This window comes from Polaribacter butkevichii (genome assembly GCF_038024105.1).
In the GTDB taxonomy this organism is placed as follows: Bacteria; Bacteroidota; Bacteroidia; order Flavobacteriales; family Flavobacteriaceae; genus Polaribacter; species Polaribacter butkevichii.
In genome coordinates this window covers 1,643,646-1,668,563 of record NZ_CP150661.1, presented here as the reverse complement: position 1 = coordinate 1,668,563, position 24,918 = coordinate 1,643,646, and the positions used below count along the sequence as shown (strand labels likewise).

General features: G+C 31.0%; 21 protein-coding genes. 14 read left to right on the top strand and 7 right to left on the bottom strand.

Annotated elements, in window-relative coordinates; genetic code table 11:
- Positions 1–14: 14 nt before the first annotated feature.
- The 10 genes from WG951_RS06980 to WG951_RS06935 all read left to right on the top strand — a co-directional run bounded on the left by WG951_RS06980 (position 15) and on the right by WG951_RS06935 (position 11,902).
- Complete coding sequence (locus WG951_RS06980; protein ID WP_105050460.1) at positions 15–1,007, top strand: DNA-directed RNA polymerase subunit alpha; 993 nt, start codon at positions 15–17, stop codon at positions 1,005–1,007.
- 60 nt (positions 1,008–1,067) lie between these two features.
- The gene (rplQ, locus tag WG951_RS06975; protein ID WP_105050461.1) at positions 1,068–1,541 is read left to right on the top strand and encodes a 50S ribosomal protein L17; all 474 of its coding nucleotides are present in this window, start codon (positions 1,068–1,070) and stop codon (positions 1,539–1,541) included.
- 94 nt (positions 1,542–1,635) lie between these two features.
- Entirely contained in the window at positions 1,636–2,754 is a 1,119-nt protein-coding gene (carA, locus tag WG951_RS06970) for a glutamine-hydrolyzing carbamoyl-phosphate synthase small subunit (RefSeq protein WP_105050462.1), read from the top strand.
- A 274-nt stretch (positions 2,755–3,028) separates the two neighbouring features.
- Positions 3,029–4,315, top strand: coding sequence for a phosphopyruvate hydratase (eno, locus tag WG951_RS06965; protein ID WP_105050463.1), 1,287 nt, complete (start codon positions 3,029–3,031; stop codon positions 4,313–4,315).
- 178 nt (positions 4,316–4,493) lie between these two features.
- The gene (locus WG951_RS06960) at positions 4,494–5,780 is read left to right on the top strand and encodes a citrate synthase (protein ID WP_105050464.1); all 1,287 of its coding nucleotides are present in this window, start codon (positions 4,494–4,496) and stop codon (positions 5,778–5,780) included.
- Between the two features lie 63 nt (positions 5,781–5,843).
- Positions 5,844–6,758 (top strand): dimethylarginine dimethylaminohydrolase family protein, encoded by a 915-nt coding sequence (locus WG951_RS06955; RefSeq protein ID WP_105050465.1) that lies wholly within the window; start codon positions 5,844–5,846, stop codon positions 6,756–6,758.
- A gap of 99 nt (positions 6,759–6,857) precedes the next feature.
- Complete coding sequence (locus WG951_RS06950; protein WP_105050466.1) at positions 6,858–7,301, top strand: hypothetical protein; 444 nt, start codon at positions 6,858–6,860, stop codon at positions 7,299–7,301.
- 337 nt (positions 7,302–7,638) lie between these two features.
- On the top strand, positions 7,639–9,732 hold the full coding sequence (locus WG951_RS06945) for an HAD-IIB family hydrolase (RefSeq protein WP_105050467.1): 2,094 nt from the start codon (positions 7,639–7,641) through the stop codon (positions 9,730–9,732).
- Between the two features lie 4 nt (positions 9,733–9,736).
- Positions 9,737–11,011: a glycosyltransferase gene (locus WG951_RS06940; RefSeq protein ID WP_105050468.1), complete on the top strand. Its 1,275-nt coding sequence runs from the start codon at positions 9,737–9,739 to the stop codon at positions 11,009–11,011.
- 9 nt (positions 11,012–11,020) lie between these two features.
- Positions 11,021–11,902: a carbohydrate kinase family protein gene (locus tag WG951_RS06935; protein WP_105050469.1), complete on the top strand. Its 882-nt coding sequence runs from the start codon at positions 11,021–11,023 to the stop codon at positions 11,900–11,902.
- A 9-nt stretch (positions 11,903–11,911) separates the two neighbouring features.
- Here the strand turns inward: WG951_RS06935 and WG951_RS06930 are convergent, their stop codons facing one another.
- The 6 genes from WG951_RS06930 to WG951_RS06905 form a co-directional block, all read right to left on the bottom strand.
- On the bottom strand, positions 11,912–12,679 hold the full coding sequence (locus tag WG951_RS06930; RefSeq protein ID WP_105050470.1) for a hypothetical protein: 768 nt from the start codon (positions 12,677–12,679) through the stop codon (positions 11,912–11,914).
- 5 nt (positions 12,680–12,684) lie between these two features.
- Positions 12,685–14,052, bottom strand: a complete 1,368-nt coding sequence (locus WG951_RS06925) for a M28 family peptidase (protein WP_211296755.1) — start codon at positions 14,050–14,052, stop codon at positions 12,685–12,687.
- A gap of 129 nt (positions 14,053–14,181) precedes the next feature.
- Positions 14,182–15,132, bottom strand: coding sequence for a succinylglutamate desuccinylase/aspartoacylase family protein (locus WG951_RS06920; RefSeq protein ID WP_105050471.1), 951 nt, complete (start codon positions 15,130–15,132; stop codon positions 14,182–14,184).
- Complete coding sequence (gene rimK / locus WG951_RS06915) at positions 15,122–15,997, bottom strand: 30S ribosomal protein S6--L-glutamate ligase (protein WP_105050472.1); 876 nt, start codon at positions 15,995–15,997, stop codon at positions 15,122–15,124. Before rimK ends, WG951_RS06920 begins: the two co-directional genes overlap by 11 nt.
- Positions 15,997–16,434, bottom strand: coding sequence for an ATP-dependent zinc protease (locus WG951_RS06910; RefSeq protein ID WP_105050473.1), 438 nt, complete (start codon positions 16,432–16,434; stop codon positions 15,997–15,999). The genes rimK and WG951_RS06910 overlap by 1 nt, the downstream gene beginning before the upstream one ends.
- A gap of 57 nt (positions 16,435–16,491) precedes the next feature.
- Positions 16,492–18,048 carry an NAD(P)/FAD-dependent oxidoreductase gene (locus tag WG951_RS06905; RefSeq protein WP_105050474.1) on the bottom strand — a complete coding sequence of 519 codons (1,557 nt, stop codon included), beginning with the start codon at positions 18,046–18,048 and terminating at the stop codon, positions 16,492–16,494.
- A gap of 184 nt (positions 18,049–18,232) precedes the next feature.
- Here WG951_RS06905 and WG951_RS06900 point away from each other — a divergent pair, with 184 nt between their 5' ends.
- The 4 genes from WG951_RS06900 to WG951_RS06885 all read left to right on the top strand — a co-directional run bounded on the left by WG951_RS06900 (position 18,233) and on the right by WG951_RS06885 (position 23,747).
- Positions 18,233–19,090, top strand: a complete 858-nt coding sequence (locus tag WG951_RS06900) for a PPK2 family polyphosphate kinase (protein ID WP_105050475.1) — start codon at positions 18,233–18,235, stop codon at positions 19,088–19,090.
- A 99-nt stretch (positions 19,091–19,189) separates the two neighbouring features.
- Entirely contained in the window at positions 19,190–20,017 is an 828-nt protein-coding gene (locus tag WG951_RS06895; protein ID WP_105050476.1) for a 3'-5' exonuclease, read from the top strand.
- 96 nt (positions 20,018–20,113) lie between these two features.
- Positions 20,114–20,599: an ABC transporter ATPase gene (locus WG951_RS06890; RefSeq protein ID WP_105050477.1), complete on the top strand. Its 486-nt coding sequence runs from the start codon at positions 20,114–20,116 to the stop codon at positions 20,597–20,599.
- Between the two features lie 229 nt (positions 20,600–20,828).
- Positions 20,829–23,747, top strand: coding sequence for a glycoside hydrolase family 3 N-terminal domain-containing protein (locus WG951_RS06885; protein ID WP_105050648.1), 2,919 nt, complete (start codon positions 20,829–20,831; stop codon positions 23,745–23,747).
- 112 nt (positions 23,748–23,859) lie between these two features.
- Here WG951_RS06885 and WG951_RS06880 read toward each other — a convergent pair whose 3' ends face one another.
- Complete coding sequence (locus WG951_RS06880; protein WP_105050478.1) at positions 23,860–24,918, bottom strand: lysophospholipid acyltransferase family protein; 1,059 nt, start codon at positions 24,916–24,918, stop codon at positions 23,860–23,862.

Below are 24,918 nucleotides of genomic sequence, written 5' to 3'. Positions count from 1 at the left end.
TTAAAACGAAGAAAATGGCAATTTTAAATTTTCAAAAACCCGATAAAGTAATAATGATCGAATCTACTGATTTTACAGGTAGATTTGAGTTTAGACCTTTAGAACCAGGTTTTGGTTTAACAATAGGAAATGCTTTAAGAAGAGTACTTTTATCTTCTTTAGAAGGATTTGCAATTACATCATTAAGAATTGATGGTGTAGAACATGAATTTTCTACTGTTTCAGGAGTTGTAGAAGACGTTACAGAAATTATCTTAAACTTAAAACAAGTTCGTTTTAAGAAACAAATAGAGGAAACTGATAGAGAAACTGTTTCTATATCATTATCTGGTCAAGAGCAGTTTACTGCTGGAGATTTACAGAAGTTTATTTCTGGTTTTCAAGTATTGAATCCAGATTTAGTAATCTGTAACATGGAGAAATCTGTAAAGTTAAATGCAGAAATTACCATAGAAAAAGGTAGAGGATTTGTACCTGCAGAAGAAAATAAAAAAGCTTCAGCACCAATTGGTACAATTTTTACTGATTCTATCTACACACCAATTAAGAATGTAAAGTATGCAATCGAAAATTTTCGTGTAGAACAAAAAACGGATTATGAAAAATTAGTTTTCGATATCGATACTGATGGATCAATAAACCCAAAAGACGCATTAACAGAAGCTGCAAAAATATTAATCCACCACTTTATGTTATTCTCAGATGAGCGTATCACTTTAGAGGCAGATGAAATTGCACAGACAGAAACATATGATGAAGAGTCATTACATATGCGTCAGTTATTAAAAACTAGATTAATCGATATGGATTTATCTGTAAGAGCTTTAAATTGTTTAAAGGCTGCAGAAGTTGATACATTAGGAGATTTAGTTTCTTTTAACAAGAGTGATTTAATGAAATTTAGAAACTTTGGTAAAAAATCATTAACAGAACTAGAAGAATTAGTTATTGTTAAAGGTTTAAGTTTTGGAATGGATTTAACAAAATACAAATTAGATAGAGATTAATTTTTCATATTTTGCTCCTCAAAATGAGTAGATGCAAGATGAAAGTATAAAACAAAGGTCATGAGACACGGAAAAAAGCATAATCATTTAGGAAGAACAACTTCGCACAGAAAAGCGATGTTAGCTAATATGACTTGTTCTTTAATAGAACATAAACGTATTAACACAACAGTGGCAAAAGCAAAAGCATTAAGAGTTTTTGCAGAACCATTAATAACAAAGTCTAAAAGTGATACTACTCACAACAGACGTGTTGTTTTTTCTCACTTACGTGATAAATATGCAGTTACAGAATTATTTAAGGAAATTTCTGTAAAAATAGGAGATAGACCAGGAGGGTACCTTCGTATCATCAAATTAGGAAACCGTCAAGGGGATAATGCTCCTATGGCAATGGTAGAATTGGTTGATTACAACGAACTTTACAATCCTAATGGTAAGAAAGCTAAGAAAACTACTCGTAGAGGAAGAAGCAAGAAAGCTGATTCTCCGCAAGTAGAAGGGACTGCATCAGAAGAAAAATCTGAAGAATAAGAAATGAAAATTTTTTAAATCATATTAAAAGGGATAAGCGTTTACGTTTATCCCTTTTTTTATATTTTTGCATTAAGAAACACAACAACTATCAATGAAATATCAAACACGAAAAAAAGCACTTGTTTTATTAGCAGATGGAACAATTTTTTATGGAAAATCTGTAGGAATAGAAGGAACATCTACAGGAGAAATCTGTTTTAATACTGGTATGACTGGTTATCAAGAAATTTTTACTGATCCATCTTATTTTGGCCAGTTAATGGTAGCTACAAATGCACATATTGGTAACTACGGGGTAAATGATGAGGAAGTAGAATCTGACGGAATAAAAATTTCAGGTTTAATTTGTAGAAATTTTAGTTTTACACATTCTAGAGTAGACTCTAATGGAAACTTAAAAGATTGGTTTACAAAACATAATTTGGTTGCAATTTCTGATGTTGATACTCGTGCATTAGTTTCTTATATTAGAGATAATGGAGCCATGAATGCAATTATATCTACAGATGTTGATAATATTGATGCATTAAAAGAACAATTAGCCAAAGTACCAAGTATGGAAGGTTTAGAATTGGCTTCTAAAGTATCTACTAAAGAACCTTATTTTGTAGGGGATGAAAATGCAGAATTAAAGATATCTGCTTTAGATATTGGAATCAAAAAAAATATATTGAGAAATTTTGTTAAAAGAGGAGCTTATGTAAAAGTTTTCCCTTTTAATGCAAGTTTTGAAGATTTAGCATCTTTTAACCCTGATGGTTATTTTATATCTAATGGACCTGGTGATCCAGAACCATTAGTTGAGGCCCAAGAAGTAGCTAAAGAAATTATCAAAAGAAATTTACCTTTATTTGGTATCTGTTTAGGACATCAAGTTATTGCTTTGGCTAATGGAATTTCTACGTATAAAATGCACAATGGTCACAGAGGAATTAATCATCCTGTAAAAAATTTATTAACAGGTAAAGGAGAAATTACTTCTCAAAACCACGGTTTTGCCATTGATAGAGCAGAAACGGAAGCAAATGAAAATGTAGAGATTACACATGTTCATTTAAATGATAATACAGTAGCAGGTATCCGTATGAAAGACAAGAATGTTTTTTCTGTACAATACCATCCAGAAGCAAGTCCTGGGCCACATGATGCTGAATATTTATTTGATCAATTTATAGAGAATATTAAAGAGGCTAAAAAAGTTTTATCTTAACTTAAAAGTCATCCATCGTAACATTATTGTTTTTCATCAAAAAATAAAATATTGGTGGCTTTTTAATCTTATTTTTGAAATGTGATGTAAAAATCACAATCTTTTTCATAGCAATTTTCCCACTCATTTTATGAGTGGGTTTTTTTATTTTAATTAAAATAATTTTAGCAAACGTTTTCGTAATTAATTAGGTACAAATTATTAAATGCTTTAGACATTTCGTAATTTAGCCTCAGCAAGTTTAAGATTTTAAATTAATTAAATAATAAATAAAATGAGCATTATAATTAGCGTTCACGCACGTCAAATTTTTGATTCAAGAGGTAACCCAACAGTAGAAGTAGATGTAACTACAGAAAATGGTGTTTTAGGTAGAGCAGCAGTTCCTTCTGGAGCTTCTACAGGAGAACATGAAGCAGTAGAATTACGTGATGGAGGTAAAGATTACATGGGTAAAGGTGTTTTAAAAGCAGTTTCTAATGTAAATAACATTATTGCAGCTGAGTTATTAGGTACATCTGTTTTCGAACAAAATGCTATCGATCAATTAATGATAGACTTAGATGGTACGCCAAATAAATCTAAATTAGGAGCGAATGCTATTTTAGGAGTTTCTTTAGCTGCTGCCAAAGCTGCTGCTAACGAATTAGGTATGCCTTTATATAGATATGTAGGTGGTGTTTCTGCTAATACTTTACCATTACCAATGATGAATATCATTAACGGTGGTTCTCACTCAGATGCTCCTATTGCATTTCAAGAATTTATGATTATGCCAGTTAAGGCAAAAACTTTTTCTGAAGCTTTAAAAATGGGAACTGAAATTTTCCATAACTTAAAAAAAGTTTTACATGACAGAGGTTTATCTACTGCTGTAGGTGATGAAGGTGGTTTTGCACCTACTTTAGATGGTACAGAAGATGCTATTGAAACAATTGCTTTAGCAGTTAAAAATGCAGGGTATGTTTTTGGTGAAGAGATAAAAATTGCATTAGATTGTGCTTCTGCAGAGTTTTATGTTGATGGTAAATACGATTACACTAAATTTGAAGGAGATAAAGGTGTTATCCGTACAAGTAAAGAACAAGCTGATTATTTAGCTGAATTGGCAGGAAAATACCCTATTATTTCTATTGAAGATGGAATGGATGAAAATGATTGGGATGGTACAAAATACCTTACTGAATTAATTGGAGATAAAGTTCAATTAGTTGGAGATGATTTATTTGTTACTAATGTAGAGCGTTTGGCTAAAGGAATTGAAAATGGAATAGCAAATTCTATTTTAATTAAAGTAAACCAAATTGGTAGTTTAACAGAAACTATTGCAGCTGTAAATATGGCTAAAAATGCAGGCTATACATCAGTAATGTCACATAGATCTGGTGAAACAGAAGATAATACAATTGCAGATTTAGCGGTAGCTTTAAACTGTGGTCAAATTAAAACTGGTTCTGCTTCTCGTTCTGATAGAATGTCTAAATACAATCAATTATTACGTATCGAAGAAGAATTAGGATCAACTGCTTATTTTCCAGGAGAAAATGCTTTTAATGTTTAAGATACTGTTCTTATAATTTATAAAACCTCATAAGAAATTATGAGGTTTTTTTTTACCTACTAGCCACATAAGTTAATGTTATTTTAAAATTTCTAAAATCTATGAGTACAACCTTTTAAAATCTTCTAAAATTTGGTATCTTCGTGACACTAAACAATACAAAAAAAATCAAGGGTAAATGTCAGATACAGCTAAATTACATATTGGAGACAATTCTTATGAGTTTCCACTTGTAAAAGGAACAGAGAATGAAGTTGCTATAAATATTAAAACTCTAAGGAGTGCAACTAATGGAGTAATAACAATAGATCCTGGTTATAAGAATACAGGTTCTTGCGAAAGTGCTATTACTTTTTTAGATGGAGAAAAAGGAGTTTTACGATATAGGGGTTATTCAATTGAAGAACTAGCTGAAAAAGCAGACTTTTTAGAAGTTTCTTATGCTTTAATTTTTGGTAATTTACCAACAAAAGAACAATTAGATAAATTTCATAATGATATTAGAGACCATTCTTTAGTTGATGATGATGTTAGAAAAATTCTAGAGGCGTTTCCTAAGACAGCACACCCTATGGGAGTTTTGTCTTCATTAACAAGTGCACTAACAGCTTTTAATCCTTCTTCTGTAAATGTTGAATCTAGAGAAGATATGTACAATGCAATTGTACGTATTATGGCAAAGTTTCCGGTTTTAGTGTCTTGGACAATGCGTAAGCAAAAAGGAATGCACTTAAATTATGGAAAAAAATCTTTAGGGTATGTAGAGAATTTGATGTTTATGATGTTTAAACAACCAAATGAGGATTTTGTAATTAACCCGATAGTTAAAGATGCTTTAGATAAATTATTAATCTTACATGCAGATCATGAGCAAAACTGTTCTACTTCTACTGTTAGAATTGTAGGTTCTTCTCATGCAGGTTTATTTGCCTCTCTTTCTGCTGGTATTTCTGCACTTTGGGGACCATTACACGGTGGAGCAAACCAAGCTGTTTTAGAAATGTTAGAAGCTATTAGAGCTGATGGTGGTGATACCAAAAAATACATGGAAAAAGCAAAAGATAAAAATGATTCTTTCCGTTTAATGGGATTTGGTCATAGAGTTTATAAAAACTTTGATCCAAGAGCTAAAATTATTAAAGCAGCTGCAGATGAACTTTTAAATGATTTAGGTGTTAAAGATCCTATTTTAGAAATAGCAAGAAGTTTAGAGCAAGAAGCTTTAAAAGATCCTTATTTTGTAGAAAGAAAACTTTATCCAAACGTAGATTTCTATTCAGGTATCATTTATAGAGCTATGGGAATACCTACAGAAATGTTTACAGTAATGTTTGCTTTAGGTCGTTTACCAGGTTGGATTGCTCAATGGAAAGAAATGCGTCTTAATAAAGAACCAATAGGTAGACCTCGTCAAATTTATGTTGGTGAGAATTACAGACCATTTGTAGGCATAGAGAAAAGATAAAATTTATTACATTTACAAAAACAAAGCTTCATATTTTATGAAGCTTTTTTTATCCCTTTATATATGTTAAAACTTAATATTAAAAACGAAACGTCAAGATTAAGAGCTGTAATTTTAGGTATAGCAAATAGTAATGGTGGTGTGCCTAAAGTAGAAGATTGTTATGATCCTAAAAGTATAGAACACGTGTTAGCTGGTACCTATCCAAAAGAATCAGCAATGGTCTTAGAAATAGAAGCCGTAGCTAATATTTTAAAAAAATATGATGTTAAAGTATTTAGACCAGACGTAATAGAAAATTATAATCAGATTTTTTCTAGAGATATTGCTTTTGTTATAGAAGATACTTTTATCGAGGCAAATATTCTTCCAGATAGAGAAAAAGAGTACAAAGCCATAGATAAAGTGATTACTCAAATAGACTTAAATAAGGTGGTTGTTTTACCTAAAGAGTGTCATGTAGAAGGAGGAGATGTAATGCCCTGGAATGATTATATTTTTATTGGTACTTATTCTGGAAGTGATTATGCAGATTATATTACGGCACGCACAAATATAGACGCAGTAATTGCGTTGCAAGAATTATTTCCTCATAAAAAAGTAAAATCTTTTGAATTAAGAAAATCGAATACAAATGCAAAAGAGAATGCATTGCATTTAGATTGTTGTTTTCAACCAATAGGAAAAGACAAAGCTATTCTTCATAAAAACGGATTTTTAGTAGAAAGTGAATATGAATGGTTGGTTAACTATTTTGGAAAAGAAAATATTTTTGAAATTACAAAAGAAGAAATGTATAATATGAATAGTAATGTTTTTTCAATCTCTGAAGAAGTTATTATTTCTGAAAAAAACTTTACAAGATTAAATACTTGGTTAAGGCAGAATGGTTTTACAGTAGAAGAAGTTTCTTATTCTGAAATAGCGAAACAGGAAGGTTTATTACGTTGCTCTACAATGCCTTTGATAAGAGATTAAGTTACAAGCGTAAATTATTTTATAATTTTGGTAGGGTAAATAGGGCTATAGTTGTTTTACTAATAAGAAAACAAATTATTCACTATTAAAACCATTATTATGAAAGTAATTAAATCAATTTTTACAATAATTCTTTTTTTTTCTGCAACTTTCATTTTTGCTCAAGACTCAGAAAAAAAGTCTAAAGCTGATATAAAAAGGTATTACCAGCAAAGAGCTAAGGAAGACGCTAAGTTTGAACAAGATTTTAAAGGAACTTCTAAAGCTGATGAAAATAAGTTTTGGAAAGAACAGAAAGAGTATGAAAAAGAATTAAAAAAAAGAGACCGAGTAGCATATAAGGCTTATATGCAAGGGAAAAAAGATGCTTATTCAGAACATTATGAGCATTGTAATAATCATTGTGAACATAGTACACACTATCAATATCATGCTAATTTTTATTACTATGGATATTATAATAATGAAAGAAGACCTTATAGAAGAACGAGTCATACAAGTATTAAAATTGGTACACCAAGTGTTCGGTTAGGTCTTTTTTAATTATATCATAAAACAAAAAAACGAGCAACTTGCTCGTTTTTTTATTTTACCCCTTAATACTGTTTTTAGTTTTCAGTATAGAAATACAATATTGCAAGCAATTTAAAAGCTCACTTATAAAGACTTTTTATTTATTTATATAATTGAAAGAAACTTTGATGGAAAAATAAAATTATTTTCTTTCACTATTCCTTATTTAGTATTTTATGATAGCCATAATTATCACAATCATAAAAATCAAACTACAAATAACGATACTCGTCCTAACTTTTGGTTGCTCTTTAATTTTTAATTAAATTCAGTGTTATTAATGATTCTCTCTTAAAAACACAATGAAATGACCTTAAATAGCTTAAAAATTGAAAATAAAATAAAATTATTATCATTTGATATTGATAATACCTTAATTGATTTTCACACCTATAAAAGTAATTTTAAAAAAACTTGGGAAAAGTATCAAGATCAAAACGATGTAATTCTAACCTATAATACCGGACGTTTAATTGATGATGTTTTAGATTTAATAGATAAAAAAGTACTTCCTAAACCAGATTTTATTATTTCTGGTGTGGGTACTCATATTTATAATTATAAAAAAGGAGCTGTAGAAAAAGAATTCAATGATGTTTTAGATGATGGTTGGAATTTAGAAGCTGTAGAAAATATCATTCAAAAAATAACACATCCTATTAGTGATCAACCTAGTAAATTTCAACATTCATATAAAAGAAGTTATTTTTTTCATGATGCTAGTAATGAACTGATAGATGAAATAGCACAAGATTTTGCAGATGCAGATATGGATGTAAATGTGGTATATTCTGGTAACAAATTTTTAGATATTTTACCTAAATGGGCAAATAAAGGAAACGCATTACAATGGTTGTTAAAAAGATTAGATTTAAAATCAGATCAGGTTTTAGTAGCAGGGGATAGTGGTAATGATTCTGCTATGTTCGATTTAAAAAATGTTTCCGGAATTGTAGTTGCCAATGCACATGATGAACTATACCTGTATACAAAACATAAAAAAGTCTATCATACAGAAAAAGAAAAAGGAGATGGTATTATAGAAGGACTCATTTTCTATGAAATATTACCAAAAGAAGCCCTTGAAAATACAAATATTGATCATTCTGAAGATTTCTTTATCAAAAAGGAATTAGACAATATAGCTTTAGAAGATGATGATGAAAAAATAGCTTTAATTCAAGAAGGTTATGTAAAAGCAATAGAAGCGTTAAGAAAAAATATTACGCCACTTGGTTTTTCAGCTTGTTCTATAAAAGACAATATTCCGAATGGTACCGATGAAAATTATCATAGTGTTTGGGCTAGAGATGGCGCCATAACAGTAATTGGTTCGCTGTCTTTAATAGAGGATGAAGAAATACACCAATGTCAAAGACAGACTTTAATAACCTTGCTAGAGAATATTTCTAGAAACGGACAAATTCCTGCGAATGTAAGATTAAAAGATGGTGAACCAGATTATTCTGGAGTTGGTGGTATTTGTTCTATAGATAGTGGTATTTGGGTGGTAATTGCATTTTACGAATATGTAAATGTTACTAAAGACATTCAGTTTTTAAGAAAATATATTGGAGATATAAAAGAAACCATGCGTTGGTTAGGCGCTCATGACAGTAATAATGATGCCCTTTTAGAAATCCCTGAAGCAGGAGATTGGACTGATTTATTTGGTAGGAGTTATAATATTTTATATGATGAAATTCTTTGGTATCGTTCTAATGTTTGTTTCGGGCGAATGTTAGAAATGCTAGGGAGCCATGAAGATGCAGGCGAATATATAAGATGGTCTCAGGTGATAAAAAAGGAAATTGTACAAAATTTTTGGCCTTCTACTCAGCAAAAATTATTTCAATCGGTTTCTTTTGCAGAAAAGCAATTTACTTTAGGAGATACGTCTTATTTAATAGCACAAACTACACCCTTCGATTTTAGTTGGCGTTGCGATGTTTTAGGAAATGTTTTGGCCTTTTTACACGGAACCATAGATGCAGAAAAAGCGCATCAAACTTTTAAGTTTATGTTAGGTGTTGGGGTAAATGATCCTTTTCCTGTTGCAAATGTATATCCCGTTGTAAGTCCGGGAGATCCAGATTGGAAACCTTATTACACCGTAAACCTTCTCAATTTACCAAATCACTATCACAATGGTGGTATTTGGCCTTTTGTGGGTGGGTTTTGGGTAAAATTTGTAAATAAATTAGGTTTTAAAGATGTTGCCATTGCAGAGTTACACAAATTAGCGCTAATTAATAAAGAAGGAATTAATGAAGCGTGGGAGTTTACAGAGTGGGCACACGGAACAACCGGAAAACCTATGGGGAAAGCATATCAAGCTTGGTCTGCAGCCCAATACATCTCAGCTTGTAATGATTTAAAAATAATTAAAACTAAAAACTAGAAATATGAAATCAATATTAATGATCTCTTTACACGGATATGTGGCAGCAAATGCTGAATTAGGAAAACCAGATACAGGAGGTCAAGTAGTATATGTATTAGAATTAGCAGATAGATTTAGTCGATTAGGTAAACGTGTAGATTTGGTAACACGGCAGTTTGAAGATCAACCAGAATATGACCATGTAGATGATAATTTTAATGTGTGGAGAATTCCTTTTGGAGGTAAAAAGTTTATCAGAAAAGAGGATATGCACGATCATCTTAAAAAATTTGTAACCAATACGTTGGCAGCCATAAAAAAAGAAAATAAGAAATATGATGTGGTGTATTCTCATTATTGGGATGCAGGTTGGGCAGGACAAAAAATTGCAGAGGAATTAGGTATTTGTCATGTACATACGCCGCATTCTTTAGGTTGGTGGAAACAGCACTCTATGGGAAGTGATATGGATGAGAAAGAAATGGAGAAAACCTATCGATTTAAAGAGCGCATCAGAAAAGAATATTTTGTGTATCAGATGTGTAATTTTGTTATTGCAACAACACTTCCTCAAGTAGACTTATTAATACAGCAATATGATGTATTGTCTAGAAATTGTAGTATGATTCCTCCTGGAATTGATGAAAATAGATTTTTTCCTGTTCCTTCTAAAGAAAATGATAAAATCCGATTAAAATACGATATCAAACCAACTGATATTTTAGCGTTGGGTAGAATGGCGCATAATAAAGGCTATGATTTATTATTACATGCTTTACCTACTGTTTTTGAGTTGTGTCCGGAAGCGAGATTAGTAGCTGCTATTGGTGGAGATTCTCAGCAAGATAGAGATGGAATCGAAAAGTTAAAAGAATTGGCAGAAGAGTTAGGCTTGATGGATAAAATTAAGTGGAAAAATTATATAGCTGATGAAGATTTAGCAAATGTATATAGATCTGCAAGTGTTTTTGCAATGCCTTCTAGATACGAACCTTTTGGTATGGTTGCTATTGAAGCAATGGCTTGTGGTACACCAAGTGTAATTACTGTTCATGGTGGTTTGTGCGATTTAATTGACTTTGGTAATCAAGGTTTATTTGCAGATCCACACAGACCAAAAGAATTTGGTGCTATGATGGCAATGCCTCTTTTATATCCAAAATTAAGAAACGAAATGTCTGTAGAAGGAGCACGTTTTGCCCGTCGTAATTTTGGTTGGACAGGTATTGCAAAAAGAATGCTAGCTATTTTTTCTAGCTCTATTAGTCAAAGAACTTCTGAGTCTAATATTTATTAAAATCTATGTATGTCTAAAATTGTATGTTTTGGTGAAGTTTTATGGGATGTTTTTCCTAATCATAAAAAAATAGGAGGAGCCCCTTTAAATGTTGCCGTTCGTTTAAAATCTTTTAACAATGATGTTGCCATGATTAGCGCTATTGGTAATGATGTTTTAGGTAAAAAGATTTTAAAATACATCAATGATTTAAAAATAAATACAGAGGCTGTTGAAGTTTTAGAAGATTTTAATACAGGGGAAGTTGCCGTAACCTTAAACAAAAAAGGTGCAGCAACTTATAAAATTGTGCATCCGAAAGCTTGGGATAAAATTCTATTTACAGCAAAATCATCAGAAATGGTAAAACAAGCTGATGCTTTTGTTTTTGGAAGTTTAATAACTAGAGATGCTGTTTCTAAAAACACATTATTTCAACTTTTAGATTATGCAAAATATGCTATTTTTGATGTGAATTTAAGAGCACCTTTTTACGCAAAAGAGCTTTTATTAGAGTTGATGCATAAAGCAAACTTCATCAAATTTAACGATGACGAATTGTATGAGATAAGTGATTTTTTAGGCTCTCCGTTTCATAATTTAGAACAAAACATCCATTTTATAGCAGAAAAAACTAAAACAGCACATATATGTGTTACCAAAGGAGAACATGGTGCTGTTTTATTATATGATCATCAGTTGTATTATAACAGTGGTTATAAAATTAAAGTAAAAGATACTATTGGATCTGGAGATTCTTTTTTAGCATCATTAATAAGTAAATTAATAAATGGTGCATCACCACAAAAAGCAATTGATTTTGCTTGTGCAGTAGGAGCATTGGTTGCCGAAAAAGAAGGGGCAAATCCTATAATAACAGAAAAAGAAATTTTAGATTTTAGCAGAGTATAATTTATTCAATTATTTTAATTCATCTAAAAAAGGCTTTAATTCTAATAGCGTTATATCATCACGTTTTCTTAATTCTTTTAGAAACCAAGCTTTATGTCCGGCACCATAAGTAATTAAAATACGTTTATTTTGATACTTATATTTCTGTAAAATTTTTTCAATATTCCAATAATGTGCAATATTAATATTGTCCCAACCACCAAGACCTAATTCTTCATTAAAAAGTCTGTTATAAGTTCCTAATCCAATATTAGAAATACTATCATACGTATTGGTGTGTATAAAATAAGGGTCATTTCTGTTACCTGTAATAGCCATAATAGAATCAGATTTTCTATTAGCTTCTCTGTATTGTTTCCAATCAGATTTCCGTAAAGTATCTCTGCTAATGGCTCTTAATTTTTGTTGACGTTCTATTGCCATAGAAGCAGACCAACCTGCAGTTGGTATAATTTCAAAATCCATAGTTTTTGATAGCGGAAAAATGACTTCTGTATATTCTGGAAAACGAGAAACTCTAGGTTCTGAAATAGAATCATCTCTTTTAAAACCTTCCATCGCTTCTTCAAATCTATTTGGCGGAATTTCAGTTAAAATTAGATCAGGTTTAATTTCTTGAATTAGTTTAGTTAGTTTTTCTATAGAATATTCTTCTGAAGTTAAATGACTACCATGTATCGTTCCTAAAACTAAAACTTCATTCTTTTTATCTTTAGTGCAACTAAAAAGTAAAAAGATAAAACTAAGGGCAAATAGACTTTTAATTATTGTTTTCATATTTATTATCTTAAAATTTTATTAGGGAAAACAACTACACTTTCGTGTCCATTCTCTCCAATAGCAGCAATACCAAAAAAGAAATTATCTATCACAATTCCATCTAAAGTAAACTCGTTGGTTTCTATATATCTAGAATTATCCCAAGTGGGAGAAGTTGTGTCTCTCCAGTAAATTTTATATCCTTTAGCGCCATCAACTTTGTTCCATTTTAACTTTACAGAAGCTTGTACAATTCCTCCAATAGCTACTTCTTTTGGCGCTTCTGGAGCCCATGCTAAATTGGCCATTGTAATGGCGTTTACTGCAGTCAATTTTTTTGCATACTCAAAATTTACATGCTCAAAAGTATCCCCGTATTTTATACCGTTTTCGGTTCTAATATTTTGATGTTGTTGGGTGTAGTTTTCGTGGGCTTCCATAATTCTAATTCCTGCAAAGCCTAAGTCATTAAAAGGTCTGTGATGTCCTCCACGTCCAAATCTATCCAATCTATAAATCATCATCGGATTCATTTCTGGCATATATGTTTTTACATTTTTGTGAATATATCTTGCTAATTGTCTAGAAATTCCATCTACTTCACCACCATAAAATCTACGCATGTTACGCTGTTTTTCAGTTTCATTTGCAGGCACAGGTTCCGAGAAAATTCTAAAACTACGATTGTCAATTACACCATCTACCCCTTTTATATTTCCAATCATATCATTGTTTAAAACGCCAATAATATCCCAACCTTTTTCTTTTGCATATTTTGCCAAACCTGCTCCACCAAATAAACCTTGTTCTTCGCCAGAAAGACCAACATAAACAATACTGCTTTCAAATTGATATTTACTTAACACTCTTGCAGCTTCTATAGTACCTGCCATTCCAGAAGCATTGTCATTTGCACCAGGAGCGTCTGTTGTAAAATCCATTGTATCACTTGCACGAGAATCAATATCTCCACTCATAATAATATAGTTATTTGGGTATTTTGTTCCTTTTTGAATCGCTACAACATTTACTATCCAAGCATCATGAGGAACTCTTCTATTGCCCTCTTTAGTAACAAAATCCTTTTGATAAAAAGTACTTATACAGTTGTTGCAGTTATTGGAAATTGCATCAAATTCAGATTTTATCCAACGTCTTGCTGCTCCAATTCCTCGAGTTGTAGAAATTGTATCAGAAAACGTATTTCTTGTGCCAAACTCGGTTAATGTTTTTATATCCGCTTTAATTCTATCCGCAGAAATAGTATTTATAATATCGTAAATTTTTTGATCCGTTTGGGCGGAAATTGACAGGGTAATAAATAAAAAAAAGAGCGTAGTTTTTCTTATAATTTTATTTATTACAATACTAGGAAGAAATTTGGATAACATCTATTAAAAATTTTGCTCTAATATACAGCCTTTTTAAAAAAAAGAAACCATTTCAATAAAATTGAAATGGTTTTTTATTTTGTAGTTAAAAATGTATTGGCTTTTGTATCAATTAGAAAAATACATAGATTATTCTTCTATGCTCACATGAAATAAAGCATCTCCTTTATTTACAATAGGTGTTTTATTGATACAGAAAATATGACAATCAAAAGGAGCATAAACTTTCTTTTTAAATTCACCAAAAGGGTCTTGAATAACGCCTAAAACTTCTTTCTTTTTTACAAAACTTCCGTTTGCAACTCTAATTTTAAACATTCCAGAATCTAAAGCTCTTATCCATTTTGCTTTATGTACAAATATTGGTGTTGCCCTAACGGTGATTTCTCCTTCGATTAAACCTAAACGAATTAATACGTTTTTAGTTCCGTTTACACCTTCGTTAATAATAGTAGGGTTTAGTTCTTTCGTTTTTCCTCCTTCAAAAAGTAAAACCGTTTTACCCATTTTATGTAACGTATCTCTTAACGATTTTTTAATGTTTTCAGAAAAAACAATCATTGGCGGGTTAAAAACCTTGGCCAATTCTAAAGCTTTTTCATCTTCTTCACTACATCTTATCTGTGCAATATTATCACGATCTCCTCCTCCGGTATGAAAATCAATAACATAATCTACAATCGGGGCAATTTCTTTTGTAAATTGATAGGCAAATTGGCTGGCTAGAGAACCACTTGCAGACCCAGGAAACATTCTATTTAAATCTCGTCCGTCAGGAAATTCTCGAGTCTGAATTAAATAGCCAAAAATATTAAAAACAGGAATACAAATAATGGTTCCGTTTTTGGGCTTGTTAATCTTTAAATTGATGATTTCTCTAATAATTCCAACACCATTTGTTTCATCACCATGAATACCCGCTAGTAATAAAACCACGGGTCCCGGATTTTGGGAACGCTCTATAATTATAGGAACCTTTACAGTAGTTCTTGTGTGTAATTTTGCTACTTCTAAATCTAAAACGGTGCGTTTTCCTAAAGGAATTACTTTTCCTAAAAGAACAAATGGTTTATTCGACATGAATTTCTAAATAACGAATGATTTCTTTGGCAATATTTTTACCTGTAGCGATTTCAATACCTTCTAAACCAGGAGAAGAATTTACTTCTAAAACTAAAGGACCTTTAGAAGATTGTAACATATCTACACCAGCAACCCCTAAACCTAAGGCTTTTGTTGCTTTTAAAGCTGTTTTCTCTTCTTCATCTGTTAATTCTATAACAGTTGCATTACCACCTCTATGTAAGTTAGAACGGAATTCTCCTTCTTTACCTTGGCGTTTCATGGCACCAATTACTTTTCCGTCTACCACAAAAGCTCTAATATCTGCACCACCAGCTTCTTTAATAAATTCTTGTGCAATAACTCTTGCACCCAAACCATTAAAAGCCTCTAAAACAGAAGTTGCTGCATTTTTGGTTTCTGCTAAAACAACACCTAAACCTTGTGTGCCTTCTAATAATTTTAAAATTAATGGTGCTCCTCCTACAGATTCAACCACATGTTCTACATCTTTTGTGTAGTTGGTAAATACGGTTTTTGGTAAACCAACACCAGCTCTTGCTAAAATTTGCAAGCTGCTTAATTTATCTCTAGATTTTACTAAAGCTTGAGAAGAAACGGCAGAAAATACTTTCATCATTTCAAACTGACGAATAACAGCTGTTCCATAAAAAGTAACAGAAGCTCCAATTCTAGGTATAATAGCATCAATATTTTCTAAATACTCTCCTTTATAAAATATTTTCGGTGCTTTTTTTTCAATTTCGATATTACACTTTAAATGATCAACCACCATTACGTCATGACCTCTTTTTTCAGCGGCTTCTACCAATCTTCTAGTTGAATACAATTTGGGGTTTCTAGAAAGAATTACAATTCTCATTATATTTTGTTTTTTAATTTGTATGATAAATCTTTCATAGTTGTATCTATTAAAAATTTATGATTTAAAAATTTTCTTCCCAATAATACAGGAAAAGTCATGTCTTTACGTTCACTTAATGTTAAATGAATTGGAAAATTCATATTAAACATAATGATCTCTGTCTCAATCATAAATCTCTTTTCAGAAATACCATTAGAGCTTTTAACCAATTTAGAAGCATATTTTTTAGTGGAAAACTCTTTGTTGTTATAAAAAGGGTGTTCAGGATCTAATAATGTAAATCTAATAAATTTTTCAGTATTTACAGTGATTTCTTCAATGTTTGAACAATGAATTGATGACGTATAAGCGCCTGAATCAATTTTTACATCAATATCTTCTAAAATTAATTCAGGGAAATCAGCTTTGTCAATTCTGCCAATTGTAATTTTCATTCGTAATATATTAAGAAGTAAAATTACAGATACTTATTCATTAATAAAGAAAAAGTTTTAAAATTTTGCAATTGCCGCTTCTGCACATCGTTCTCCATCCATAGCAGCAGAAACAATTCCGCCTGCATAACCACCACCTTCACCACAAGGAAACAGTCCTTCTATTTCTGTGTGTTCTAAATTTTCTTTTCTAGGGATGTTTACGGGTGATGAAGTTCTAGATTCTACCCCAATAACATTTGCTTCATTGGTATAATAACCATGCATTTTTTGTCCGAATGCAGCAAAACCTTTACGCAATCTACTACCAATAATTTTAGGCAATAAAGAATGCAAAGGAGCCGATTTTAGTCCGGGTTGATAAGAACAATCATTTAAATCTGTAGATAATTTTCCGTCTACAAAATCTACCAATCTCTGTGCAGGAGCCGTTTGTGTTCTTCCTCCAGCAAAAAACGCTATTTTTTCTAGATCTTTCTGAAACTCTAATCCTTTAAGCGCTCCAAATTCCTCGTATTTTTTAAAATCTTTATCAATATCTAATTCAACAACAATTCCCGAATTTGCAAAACGGTTATTTCTTCGAGAAGGAGACATTCCGTTTACAACAACTTCTCCATTGGCAGTAGCCGCAGGTACAATAAATCCACCAGGACACATACAAAAAGAATATACGCCTCTGTTATTTACTTGATGCACCAAACTATAAGCAGCAGCAGGTAAAAGTTCGTCTCTTTCTCCCGAACAATGATATTGAATCTGGTCTATAATTTCTTGTGGATGTTCTACACGAACACCCATAGCAAAAGATTTTGCTTTTAATGCAATTTCTTTTTTATGTAGTAATTCGTATATGTCTCTTGCAGAATGACCTGTTGCCAAAATAACCGAGTTAACAGCCATTTCAGTTCCATTCTTTAATTGAATTGCTTGTAATTTATTATTCTTTACCGTAAAATCTGTAACACGAGTCTCAAAATGAATTTCGCCTCCATATTTTAAAATGTTCTCACGAATGTTTTCGATAATTTTAGGTAATTTATTCGTTCCGATATGTGGATGCGCATCTACCAAAATTTGTTCTGTAGCTCCGTGATACACTAGGTTTTCGAAAATTCTACGAACATCGCCACGTTTTAGAGAACGCGTGTAGAGTTTACCATCAGAATAAGTACCTGCACCACCTTCTCCAAAACAATAATTAGAATCTTCATTTACAAAATGATCTTGATTAATCGCTTTTAAATCTCGTCTTCTATCTTGTACGTTTTTACCGCGTTCTAAAACTACAGGTTTGTAACCTAATTCTATACAACGCAATGCAGCGTACATTCCTGCAGGACCAAAACCAATAATATGTATTTCTTTGGCATTAGAAACATCTTTGTATTCAAAAATATAATCAGACTTTTCTGGAATATTTTCATTGATATAAACCGCAACTTTATAATTAAAAATGATGTCTTTTTTACGAGCATCTATAGATTTACGGAGTACTTTTACGGCAGAAATTTCACTTTTATCAAGGCTTAATTGTTTAGAAGCTTTGTATAAAAGAATGTTTTCTTTACGTTCTTCTATTAAATTTACTCGAAGTTGAATTTCTTTTACCATGTGGCAAAAATAACAAATTTTAAAGGTTAATAAATAAATAACTTTATGCTAAAATTATGATTTAAATATTTTATTTTTTTTAATTTTAGAAGAAGACTAGATTGTGAATATAATTATTAGAAAATGCCGTTAAAATTCAAGGTGAAATCATGATTTTATCTATCTTTAAAAAATATTTAAAAGGATGCTAGACAAAGGTAAATACAAAGTAAAAAATAACATTCAACTTGCTGATTTTAATACAAAAGAAGTAGTTGAAAAGGCAGATAAAAAGCTTAAGAAAATAAGAAAAAAGCTAAGTAAAATTCAGGATACCATGTATGCAGAGGGCAAATATAGTATGCTAATTTGCTTGCAAGGAATGGATACTTCTGGTAAAGACAGCTTAATTAGAGAGGTTTTTAAAGATGTAAATGCACGTGGAGTAGAGGTTCATAGTTTTAAAGTGCCTACGGAGTTAGAATTAAAGCACGATTTTTTGTGGAGGCATTATATTGCGCTTCCGGCAAAAGGTAAAATTGGCGTTTTTAATAGAACACATTATGAAAATGTGTTGGTAACTAGAGTGCATCCTGAATATGTTTTTGGAGAAAATCTACCCACCATAAATACTTTAGAAGATATCAATGATGATTTTTTTCATAACAGAATGGATAGAATCAATGCTTTTGAAAAGCATATTGTTGATAGCGGAACCATTGTTTTAAAATTCTTTTTAAATTTATCTAAAGAAGAGCAAAAAAGTAGGTTGTTACGAAGATTGAATTTACCAGCTAAGAATTGGAAATTTTCTGCAGGCGATTTAAAAGAACGTAAACTTTGGGACAAGTATCAGTTTTGTTATCAAGATTTATTAAATAGAACTTCTACAGAAAATGCGCCTTGGTTTGTAATTCCTGCGGATGATAAACCAACAGCAAGATTTATTTTAGCAGATATTGTATTAGAAGAATTAGAAAAATATAATTTTAAAGAGCCTTCACTTCCTGCAAAAATACAGGGTCAGGTAGCCGAATTTAAAAAACAATTAAATAACGAATAAATAATAGTTATAAAGTAGAACGTTTAAAAGTTGTACAATTTTGGAAACAGAATTTCAACTTAAAAAGCTTTATAACCTAAAAAAATAAGAACTAGAGGAATGAATTTAAATTTAACAAAACCAATCGTATTTTTCGATTTAGAAACAACAGGGGTAAATATTGCAACCGATAAAATTGTAGAAATAGCCATTTTAAAAGTGTTTCCAAACGGAAACAAAGAAAGTAAAACATGGTTGGTAAATCCAGAAATAAAAATTCCACAAGAATCTATAGATGTACACGGTATTACCAATGAAAAAGTAGCAGCAGAACCTACATTTAAAGAATTGGCTCCTAAGATTAATGAAATGATTGCAGATTCTGATTTGGCAGGTTTTAATTCTAACCGATTTGATATTCCTTTATTAGCAGAAGAATTAATGCGTGCAGGAATTGACTTTGATATGAAAAATAGAAAAGCAATTGATGTACAAGTTATTTTTCATAAAAAAGAACAAAGAACTTTAAGTGCGGGTTACCAATTTTATTGTGGTAAAGAATTAGAAGGAGCACATGGAGCAGAAGCAGATACCAATGCAACTTACGAAATTTTATTAGCACAATTAGATAAGTATGATGATATAGAAAATTCTGTGGATGCTTTAAGTGCATATTCTACACACGGAGAACGAGCAGATTTTGCTGGTTTTATTCTAATGAATGATAAAAAGCAAGAGATTTTTTCTTTCGGAAAATACAAAGGAAGAACGGTAGAAGAGGTGTTTAAAGAAAACCCAGGGTATAATAATTGGATGCAAAATGCAGATTTTCCTTTATACACTAAAAAGGTGTTAAAAGAAATTAAAGAAAGAATGACAGCACCAAAAAAGAAAATGTCTGACGCCGAAAAGTTACAAGCTTTGCAACAGAAGTTTAATTTAAGATAGGTTTTTAATGGTTGTTGTCATTTCGAAATGCGTCTTTTTAGACGATTGAGAAATTTAAGAATCTAACAATCCAAATATCTAATAATCTAAAAAAGTATGTTTACAGAATATAAAAATTTACCAAATAATTCTCGCGTTTGGATTTACCAAGCAGATAGAGAGTTTACAGAGAATGAAATAAACTTTATTTCAGAAAGAGCAGAAGACTTTATTAACCAATGGACACGTCATGGAGACGATTTAAAAGGTTCTTTTACTATAAAATACAATCAGTTTTTAGTGCTGGCGGTAGATGAAAGTTTTAATAATGTTTCTGGTTGTTCTATTGATAGTTCTGTTCGTTTTATTAAAGAATTAGAAAACGAATTAAAATTAGACTTAATGGACAAAATGAACATTACGTTTAAAGATAATGACAATATTAACTTAGTAAAATTATCAGATTTTCAGAGGTTTGCCAAAGAACAAAAAGTAACTGCAGAAACAATTGTGTTTAACAATATGGTAAATACCAAGGCCGATTTTGAAAATAATTGGGAGATTCCTGCAAAAGAAAGCTGGCACAAATGCTTTTTGGTATAACTATTGATTTTTAAGTTATAACTGAGGTTAATAAATAAGTTGCGTTAAGGATTGAAATGACATCCTTTTTATAATCTAATTAAATAAGCGTCATTGCGAGGAACGAAGCAATCTGTTTATGGATTATGAGATTGCCATAGTTTACAAAAAAGTAAACTTCGCAATGACATTATAAAAAGATATAATGGAAAGCCTGTTTAAACGCCCAAAATATATGTTCGAAAATAATATGAAGAAAGAGTTACTAATTATCCTTTTTATAGGTTTTGTTTTTAATATATCTGCACAGAGTGTAGATCCTTTAATAACAAAAGATGCCGAAGCACAAGATGTTTGGATAGATAGTATTATAAAAAATATGACTTTAGATGAAAAAATTGGTCAGTTATTTATGATACAAGCCTATTCTAATAAGGATAAAAAACACGAAGATTACATTACAAATATGATTAAAAAATATCATGTTGGTAATTTAATTTTTATGCAAGGCACACCAGATAAACAAGCGACACTTACAAATAAATATCAAGATTCTGCAAAGGTGCCTTTATTAATTGGTTTTGATGGTGAGTGGGGCTTAGATATGCGTTTAAAAAATACGTATCGTTTTCCTTGGAACATGACTTTAGGGGCCATTAAAAATGATTCTTTGATTAAAGAATTTGGATTGCATTTAGGGAAACATTGTAACAGATTAGGAATTCATTTAAACTTTGCACCGGTTGTAGATATTAATACAAACCCAGAAAACCCTATAATTGGAAATCGTTCTTTTGGTGAAAACAAAGAAAACGTAACAGAAAAAGCAATAGCGTTTACACAAGGTATGCAAAGTATGGGGGTTTTAGCAAGTGCCAAACACTTTCCGGGTCATGGAGATACGGCAACAGATTCTCATCAAACATTGCCTGTTTTAAATTTTGATTTAGAACGTTTAAATAATATAGAACTATACCCGTATAAAAAAATATTCGATGCGGGTGTAACTAGTGTTATGACTGCGCATTTAAGTATACCAAGTTTAGAGTCGGATAGCAGATTGCCTACTTCTTTGTCTAAGAATGTGGTTACAGATTTATTACAACAAAAACTAGGTTTTTTAGGTTTGGTAATTACCGATGGTTTAAATATGAAAGGTGCAGCAAATTATGCTACATCAGCAGAAATTAATTTGGCAGCAATTCAGGCAGGGAATGATTTGTTATTAATTCCGCAAGAAATTCCTGCAACTGTAAATATCATAAAAAAAGCAATTGAGCTAAAGACGCTTACAGAAGAGCGTATAGATTTTTCTGTTCGTAAAATATTAAAAGCAAAATATTGGGCAGGTTTAAACAATTACAAACCTGTGCAATTAGAAAACCTTAATGCCGATTTAAACTCTATAGATGACGAATTGTTACACAGAGAATTGGTTAAAAATTCATTAACGGTTCTTAAAAATATAAACGGAAACATACCTGTTAGAAATTTAGAAAACAGAAAAATTGCTTATGTAAAATTAGGCGATGATTCGGGTGCAGATTTTGTAAATATGCTACAAAATTACGGTAAGGTAGATGTGGTTTCTGATAAAAATTTAGATGGACTTATAAAAAAATTAAAACCTTATAACTTGGTAATTATCGGTTATCATAAATCGAATGCAAACCCTTGGAAAAGTTATAAGTTTAAAGACAAAGAATTGGTTTGGTTGCAAGAAATTGCACGTGAAAAAAATGTAATTTTAGATGTTTTTGCAAGTCCGTATAGTTTGCTGCAAGTAAAATCATTTACCAATATAGAAGGGCTTATTGTTTCTTATCAGAATAGTAAATTAGGGCAAGAATTATCTGCACAACTTATTTTTGGAGCTTTTGGTGCCAAAGGAAAATTACCGGTAACTATTAAAACCGATTTTTTTGAAGGTAGAGGTTTTACCACATCTAACCTTGGTAGGTTTGAGTACACATTACCAGAAGCAGCTAATTTATCATCTGTAAAATTAAAAGAAATAGATTCTTTAGCAACCATTATTTTAAAGAAAAAAATGGCACCAGGTTTTCAGGTTTTTGTAGCCAGAAACGGTAAGGTTGTTTTAGATAAAAGTTATGGGTATCATACAGATAAAAAACTTTTAAAAGTAAAAAACTCTGATGTTTATGATTTGGCTTCTCTTACTAAAATTTTAGCATCATTGCCTTTAATAATGAAAGCAGAAGAAGAGCAAAAAATTTCTTTAAATGAAAAGGTACAAGAGCTTTTACCAAGTTTTAAAGGGTCTAATAAAGCAGCGGTTTCTGTAAGAGAAATACTATCGCATTATGGTCGTTTAAAAGCATGGATTCCTTTTTATGTAGCTACGCAAGACAGTGTAACACATAAAAATTTACCTACTTTTTATAGCAATGTAAAATCTAAAAAATTTGCCATAAAAGTTGCCAAAAATTTATATATAAATAAAAATTATAAAGACAGTATTTATAAATATATAAGAGATGCAGACCAAAGAGAAAGACCAGGTTATAAATATAGCGATTTAGGTTATTATTTATTTAAAGAGGCTATTGAAAACACCTACCAAAAACCTTTAAATACATTAGTAGATGAAGAGTTTTACCAATCTCTAGGCGCAAACAGAACTAGTTATTTACCGTTACAAAAGTTTGCTAAAAACGAAATTATACCCACCGAAAAAGACGATTATTATCGCAACCAATTGGTGCAAGGTTATGTGCATGATATGGGTGCAGCAATGTTAGGCGGAGTAGGAGGTCATGCGGGGTTATTTGCCAATGCAAACGATGTTGCTAAGATTATGCAAATGTATTTACAAAAAGGATATTATGGTGGTAAACGATATTTAAAAACCGAAACTGTAGATAAATTTAACCACCGTTATTTTTCTGATAAGAAAGTACGTAGAGGTTTAGGTTTTGATAAACCACAGTTAAACCCTAAGGTAAAAGCAACTTGTGGATGTGTTTCCGATGAGAGTTTTGGGCATTCTGGTTTTACAGGTACCTATACTTGGGCAGATCCAAAAAGCGGAATTGTGTATGTGTTTTTATCAAACAGAGTGTATCCTACAGCTGCAAATATGAGTTTGGTAAGAAGTAATATGCGTACCGAAATTCAGCAAGTTATTCAAGATGCTATTATAGATTAGTAGCTATTTCCTGCTTTCACTACTCGCTTTTTTTATCCTAAAAAGGAATAAAAAAGAGCTCAAACAAAAACCGTTCAATCAGGGCTAAACCTGTTTGAACGGTTTGTTTTTTTTAAGAACTAGCTTCTGTATTTGTTGGCGATAACTTACTATATATAAATATAATTAAAAGGCTAAAGGCTAAGTAGAGTAACCCCATTTTATTACCAAAGAAATACGATACAATAAAAGCTTGTAATACATAAAATAGCGGTAAAATAAACAAGTTAAAAGTAAACCTAAACGTATCTATAAAATCAACATCCGGATTTTTTTTAGCTTGTTTTTTATAAATGAAATACTCAATAATACTATTTAAAACAATTAAGTAATACAAAGGTTTTAAATAATTTTTAGAACCTTCTTTTTTAGGCGGAAATGTATTTGTTTTTATCATTTCTTGTACTTTTTTAACTTCTGTAAAATCTACTTGAGCATCATTTAACTTTGTTAAAACAGTATCATAGTTTTCATCCTTTTTTATATGTACAGATAAATTTTTTAATTGAGCATCTACCTCATTTTTTAGAATATTGATAGATTTACTCGGTATGTTGTTTGCGTAAATTTTACTTGCATCAATCGGTGTTCCGTAATGCAAAGCTACTTTACTAGGAAACTGAGAAGCATTTTGATAAGTAAGACCAACAGGTACAACCTGAATTTGTAAATCGGGGTATTTTTCAATAGCACCGTAAACAATTCTTGTAAACCCTTTGCTTAAAGGTCTTACAGTTCTATCTCTACAATCACTTCCTTCCGGAAAAATCATTAAAGATTTTCCTCTATTAAAAATGTTGTAGCATTTATTAAAAACTTCTTCGTTTTTTGCTAATTGATCAATTCCGTCTCGCATCCTATAAATAGGAATAAGGTTTAAAGAATTAAGAATTTTTTCTATAATAGGATTTTTAAAAGCAGCAGCTTTTACTAAAAAATAACTCGCTCTAGGATTATTAGTAGTTACAATTAACGGATCTATCAATCCGTTAGGATGGTTTACCGCAAAAAGTACAGCACCTTTTTTAGGAACATTTTTAAGACCAATTATCTTTATTTTTTTTGTGTAAAAAAAGAGTCCTAGTTGTACATAAAAACGAACCAATCTAAACCAAATCTGTGAAACTTCCAT